At 73.8% G+C, this 6526-nt stretch carries 4 protein-coding genes; all 4 read left to right on the forward strand.

The window, feature by feature from the left end:
* Window positions 1-4216: beta-ketoacyl synthase N-terminal-like domain-containing protein (locus tag ABZ656_RS55460; RefSeq protein ID WP_360279987.1), on the forward strand; the 4216-nt coding region annotated here is incomplete at its 5' end.
* Entirely contained in the window at window positions 4206-4553 is a 348-nt protein-coding gene (locus tag ABZ656_RS55465) for a phosphopantetheine-binding protein (RefSeq protein ID WP_360279990.1), read from the forward strand. The genes ABZ656_RS55460 and ABZ656_RS55465, both read left to right, overlap by 11 nt.
* Window position 4554: 1 nt before the next feature.
* Entirely contained in the window at window positions 4555-5361 is an 807-nt protein-coding gene (locus ABZ656_RS55470; protein ID WP_360279993.1) for an alpha/beta hydrolase, read from the forward strand.
* Window positions 5362-6526: glycosyltransferase (locus tag ABZ656_RS55475; protein ID WP_360279996.1), on the forward strand; the 1165-nt coding region annotated here is incomplete at its 3' end.

Genomic DNA, 6526 nt, shown 5'->3' on the forward strand with positions numbered 1-6526 from the left:
CCCGGACCGGCTGCCCGCCGACCGGCACCGGGTCGGTGTGGTGCTCGGCCGGGGCGGCTATCTCACCCCCGGCCTGGTCCGGCTCGACCAGCGGGTGCGGACCGCGAGCCAGCTCGTGCGCACCCTGGGCGAGCTGCTGCCGGACCTCGGCGCCGACCAACTGGAGGCGGTCCGCGAGGCGTTCACCGACCGGCTGGGGCCCGAGGCACCGGAGTCCTCGATCGGCCTTGTGCCCAACCTCGCCGCGTCCCGGCTGGCGGGCCGGCTCGACCTGCGCGGGCCCGCCTACACCGTGGACGCCGCGTGCGCCTCCTCCCTCATCGCCGTCGACCACGCCGTGCGCGAACTCGGCAGCGGGCGCTGTGACGTGATGCTGGCGGGCGGGGTGCACCACTGCCACGACATCACCTTCTGGAGCGTGTTCAGCCAGCTCGGCGCGCTCTCCCCGAGCGAGCGCATCCGGCCGTTCGACCGGGGCGCGGACGGCGTGCTGATCGGTGAGGGCACCGGCATCGTCGTGCTCAAGCGGCTCGCCGACGCCGAGCGGGACGGCGACCGGATCTACGCCGCGATCACCGGCACCGGCGTCGCCTCCGACGGACGTACGACCAGTCTGATGGCGCCCGACTCCGGCGGCCAGGTCCGCGCGGTCCGCCAGGCCTGGGAGGCCGCCGGGCTCGACCCGTCCGCCCCCGGCTCGATCGGCCTCCTGGAGGCACACGGCACCGCCACCCCGGCGGGCGACGGCACCGAACTCACCACGCTCGCGGAGGTGTTCGGGCCACCGTCGACGGACACCTCCCAAGGCGTGCCGGACGCCGTCATCGGCTCGGTGAAGTCGATGATCGGCCACACCATGCCCGCTGCGGGTGTCGCCGGGCTGATCAAGGCCGCGCTCGCCGTCCATCACCAGGTGCTCCCGCCGACCCTGCACTGCGACGACCCGCATCCGGCGCTCGCCCGCACCCGGTTCACCCCCATCGGCGCCGCCCGGCCCTGGCGGACCGACGACCGGCAGCCGGTGCGCCGGGCCGCCGTCAACGCCTTCGGGTTCGGCGGCATCAACGCGCACGTCGTGCTCGAAGAGGTCACGGTCGCGCGGCGGGCGGCCGAGGTGTACGAGCCGGAGCCGGTGCTGCGGCTGACCGCGCCGACGCCCGAGGCGATGGCCGCGCTCCTTGACCGCTCCGACTCCGCGATCATCGCCGCCGGTCTCGACGAACGCGCCCCCGCCGCCGATCCGGTGCGGCTCGCCGTCGTCGGGCCGACGGCCAAGCGGCTGGCGCTGGCCCGCAAGGCGGTCGCCAAGGGGAAGGGATGGCGCGGCCGGAACGACGTGTGGTTCGTGCCGCGTCCCCTGCTGGGCCCCGGCGGCGGCAGGCTCGCTTTCGTCTTCCCCGGCCTGGAGGCCGAGTTCGCGCCCAACTCCGGGGACGTCGCACGGCACTTCGCGCTGCCCTGGTCGCGTGCCGTCACCGACGCCACCGTGGGTGACGTGGGCAGGCAGGGCACCGGCGTCTTCGAGCTCGGCCGGCTCCTCGACACCGCGCTGCGCCGCCTCGGCGTCGTCCCGGACGCGCTGGCCGGGCACAGCCTTGGCGAGTGGACCGCGATGGCCGCCGCCGGAATCCACCCTCCGGACGAGGTCGACGCCTTCCTCGCCGGTTTCGACCCCGACGCGCTGAGCGTCCCCGGGCTGGCCTTCGCCGCGATCGGCGCCCCCGCCGAGGTGGTACTGACCGAGCTGGACGGCCGCGGGGACGTGGTCCTCTCCCACGACAACGCGCCCAACCAGTCGATGATCTGCGGCCCCGAGCCCGCCGTCGCCGCGCTGGTCGAGGTGTTCCGGTCGCGGGGGGTGATCTCGCGGATCCTGCCGTTCCGCTCCGGCTTCCACACCCCGATGCTGGAGCCCTACCTCGGCCCGATCAGGAAGGCCGCCGAGGCCTACACCCTGCAACCGGCCGCGCTGCCCCTGTGGTCCGCGACGACCGTCGCCCCCTACCCGGACGAACCGGCCGCGATCCGCGAGCTGTTCATCCGCCATCTGCTGGAGCCGGTCCGCTTCCGGCCCCTGGTGGAGACGATGTACGCGGCGGGCTTCCGCGCGTTCGTCCAGCTCGGCGCGGGACAGCTCGGCTCGCTCATCGACGACACCCTGCACGGCCGCGACCACCTCGTGGTCCCCGCGCACTCCCCGCACCGCTCGGGCCTGCCCCAACTCCACCGCGTGGCCGGCGCGTTGTGGGCGGACGGAGCCGCGCCGGACCTCGTCCCGCTGCTGGGCAGGGCCTCGACCTCGACCGGCACACCGGCCCCTACGGTACGCCGTCCGAGCCGCCCCGTTCGGCTGGACCTCGGCGGCGCGAACGTCTCCCTGGACGCGGAGACCCGCGACCGGCTGAGCGCCGTACTGGCCCGGCCGCGACACATCGCGCCCCATGATGCCGGCGCCCTGGAGGAACAGGGTCTGCTGGGCGCGGAGTTGTCGGCACTGCTGCGGGACGCGACGGCGCTCGCCTCGGACGTGGTGACGGCGGGACGACGCGGACGCGGCGCGCCGCGCGACGGGGCCCCACCCGGCCCCCGTACGGGCGGCACGCCCCCGAAAAACGGAGCCGACCTTCGTACGGCCGAGCCCGCCACCCCCGAACCCCAGCCCCAGCCCCTCGAAGCCACCCTCCACGTCTCCGTCGACACCATGCCGTATCTCCTGGACCACTGCTTCTTCCGGCAGCCGGCCCAGGCCGACCCCGCCGACCGCTGGCCCGTGGTCCCGGGCACCACCGTGATCGCCCACCTCATGGAGTTCGCCGAGCGGGCCGCGCCCGGCCGGCGCGCGGTGGCCGTCCGCGACGTACGGCTGCACCAGTGGATCACCGCCACTCCGGCTGTCGACATCCCCGTACGGATCACCCCCGAGGGCCCGGACCGGGTCACCGCCTCGCTCGGCCCCTACGCCCGGGCCGTGGTCGAACTCGCCCCGGAGCAGGCCCGGTTCACGCCTCCCGCGCCCTGGACCTTTCCCGCGGCGCTGGAGGAGAAGCCCGAGCTGACCGCGGCGGAGCTGTACTCGCGCCGCTGGATGTTCCACGGCCCGCGCTTCCAGGGCCTGGACCAACTGACCGCGGTCGGCGACCGGCACGTACGAGGGGTGCTCGTCACCCCGCCCGCGCCGGGCGCCCTGCTGGACAACGTGGGGCAGCTCCTCGGCTACTGGATCATGGCCCGGCAGCCGGTGCGGACGACGGTGTTCCCGGTCGGGATGAAGGAGATCCGCTTTCACGGCCCGCACCCCGCTCCCGGCGAGCGCCTGGAGTGCCTGATCCGGATCACCTCCGTCACCGACGCCACACTCGAAGCGGACATGCAGCTGGTCCACCGGGGGCGGGTGTGGGCGGAGTTCAGCGGTTGGCAGGACCGCCGGTTCGACAGCAATCCGCGCATCCGCAAGGTGGACCGGGAGCCCGAGCGGTACACGCTGTCCCGTATGCAGCCCGGTGGCTGGGCGCTGGTCCACGAGGAGTGGCCCGACCTGGCCACCCGCGAGCTGATCATGCGCAACATCCTGGCGGGCGAGGAACGCGAACGGTACGCGGCGCACGCCCCGCGCGGCCGGCGGCAGTGGCTGCTCGGCCGGATCGCCGCCAAGGACGCGGTACGGAACGTGATGTGGGACGCCGGGGCGGGCCCCGTCTACCCGGCCGAGGTCAGGGTCGGCAACGATCCGGCCGGCCGCCCCTTCGTGACCGGCGGCTACGGCAGGACCCTGCCCGCGCTGCACGTCTCCATCGCCCACCGCGGCGAGACGGCCGTGGCGATGGCCAGGAGGGAGGGTCCCTGCGGCATCGACATCGAGGAAGTCACCGACCGCCCCGGGGGCACCCTCGCGGTGGCCCTCACCACCACCGAGCGCGAGCTGCTCACGTCACTCGTCCACCGGCCGGGGGGAGCCCCCGAACGGCTCTGGTTCACCCGTTTCTGGGCCGCCAAGGAGGCAGTCGCGAAGGCGCGCGGCACCGGACTGGGCGGCGAGCCGAAGCGGTTCGAGATCACCTCGGTCGACGGCGACCGCCTGACCGTCCGCACCGCGGGCGAGGAGTACCGCGTGCGGCACTGTGCGCTGACCACCCCCCGGCCGTCCACGGGGCCCGGCAAGGAGTACGTCGTGGCCTGGACGGCAGTCAACGATCAGGAGAACGAAGATGACCACTGAACTCGACCGTCCCGTGGGCCAGTCGGACAGGGGACGGACCTCGGCGCCCGACGCGGCGACCGCGCTCGCCGACATCTCGGCCATCCTGCGCACCGTGCTGGAGGAGTACGGGCTCGACGACTCCGAGATCACCCTCGACACGTCCTTCCACGACGACCTGGAACTGGAGAGCATCGACCTCGTCACCCTCTCCGCCCAACTGCGCGAGTTCTACGGCGAGCGGGTCAACTTCGCCGCGTTCATAGCCGACCGCGGGCTGGAGGAGATCATCGCGCTCACCGTCGGCGATCTCGTCGGTTACGTCGTGGACTCACCGGCCGTCGCGGAGGTGGGCTGACATGGCGACGATGCGGGTGAACGGGATCGACGTACACGTCCAGCGGCTGGGCCACGAGAGCGGCTCCCCGCGCCCCGTCGTGGTCCTCATCCACGGCCTGCTCATCGACAGCCTGGCCAGCTACTACTTCAGCCTCGCGCCGCGGCTCGCCGAGGAGGGCCTGGACGTCGTCATGTACGACCTGCGCGGGCACGGCAGGACCTCCCGGCCGCCGACCGGCTACCGGATGGAGGACTTCGTCGACGACCTCGACGGACTGCTGGACGCGCTGGCGATCGACCACCCGGTGCACCTCGTCGGCAACTCCTTCGGCGGCGCCGTCGCGTACGCCATGGCCGCCGCCCGTCCCGAGCGGGTCGCGAGCGTGATCGCCATCGAGGCGGAACCGCCGGCCCGGGCTTGGGCGAAGAACATGTACGAGGGCCTGGTCGGCGAGCAGGGCGGACTGGTGGTCCAGGAGGTCACCGAGTGGCTGCGGGAAAACCCGGGCGAGCGCAACGCCCGGCCGTTCCGGGCGGCGGGCCGGGTCCTCGACGAGACCGCGCTCGCCCAGGAGATCCCGCTCAGCACTCTCCTCGACGAGGACCTGTCCGCGATCCGCTGCCCCGTCTTCGCCATCTTCGGCGGCGCGTCCAAGCTGTCGGCGCAGACCGGGATGCTGGAGGCCTCGCTCCCCCACTGCCGTACGGTCGTCCTGCCCGATCTCGGCCACTCGGTGCTGGTGGAGGCCACCCAGCAGACGTACGCCCTCGTGCGCGACTGGTTGCTGCTCGGCCAGGAGGCTCACGCGTTGCGGGAGGCCCGCTAGATGGGCCGGTTCCTGTTCGTGGTGCCGCCGCTGGTCGGGCACGTCAACCCGGCCGTGGGCACCGCGGCGGCACTCGCCGGACGCGGGCACGAGATCGCGTGGGCGGGCCACCCGGAGCTCGTCCGCGGTCTCGTCGGATCCGACGCCGTCGTCTTCCCCTGCGCCCTCCCCGAGGACGGGCTGTCCCGGCCCGCCGGTCTGAAGGGGCCGGCCGCGTTCCGGTTCCTCTGGGAGAGCTTCCTCGTCCCGCTGGCGGACGCGATGGCGCCCGGGGTACGGGCGGCGATCGAGGCGTACGACCCCGATGTCGTCGTCTGCGACCAGCAGGCGGTGGCGGGTGCGCTGGTCGCCGAGTCCCTCGGACGCGTCTGGGTGACCTCGGCCACCACCTCCGCCGAACTCGTCGACCCGCTGGCCGGTATGCCGAAGGTCGCGGCGTGGCTGGACGGGCTGCTGGCCCAGCTGCGGAACCGGATCTGCGACGGAGCCGGCTCGGCGGACCCCCGTTTCTCCCCGCACGGCGTCCTGGCGTACACCACCCGCGCGCTGCTCGGCCCGGCCGAACTGCCCGACCGGGTCTGGCTGGTGGGCCCGTCCGTCGCCGCCCGCCCCGCGAGCGGCGACGACTTCCCCTGGGACTGGCTGGACGTCTCGCCTCTGCCCACCGTCCTGGTCAGCCTCGGCACGGCCAACAACGACGCCGGGGCCCGATTCCTGAACGCGGCCGCGGAGGGACTGGGCGGAATGGCGGGCCGGCTGCGGGCGGTGCTCGTCGACCCCGGCGGGCTCGTCGAGGGCCCGGTCCCCGACAACGTCCTCCTGCGTCCCCACGTCCCCCAACTCGCCCTTCTCCCACGGCTCGACGCGGTCGTCTGTCATGCCGGGCACAACACCGTGTGCGAGGCGCTGTGGCACGGTGTCCCGCTCGTCGTGGCGCCGATCCGGGACGACCAGCCGATCGTCGCCGGGCAGGTCGTGGACGCGGGCGCCGGGGTGCGGCTGCGGTTCGGTCGCGCCGACGCGGCCAGGATCCGCGCGGCGGTCGAGACGGTCCTCGACCCGGCCGGGGGCGTGAACATCAGGACGTGCGGCAGGGAGAGGAACGACTGCAGGTCGAAGCCGTTCGACTCGTTCGAACCCGTAGCCTCGGAAATCGTGCCACCGA

It is taken from the genome of Streptomyces sp. NPDC007095, assembly GCF_040634475.1.
GTDB lineage: Bacteria > Actinomycetota > Actinomycetes > Streptomycetales > Streptomycetaceae > Streptomyces.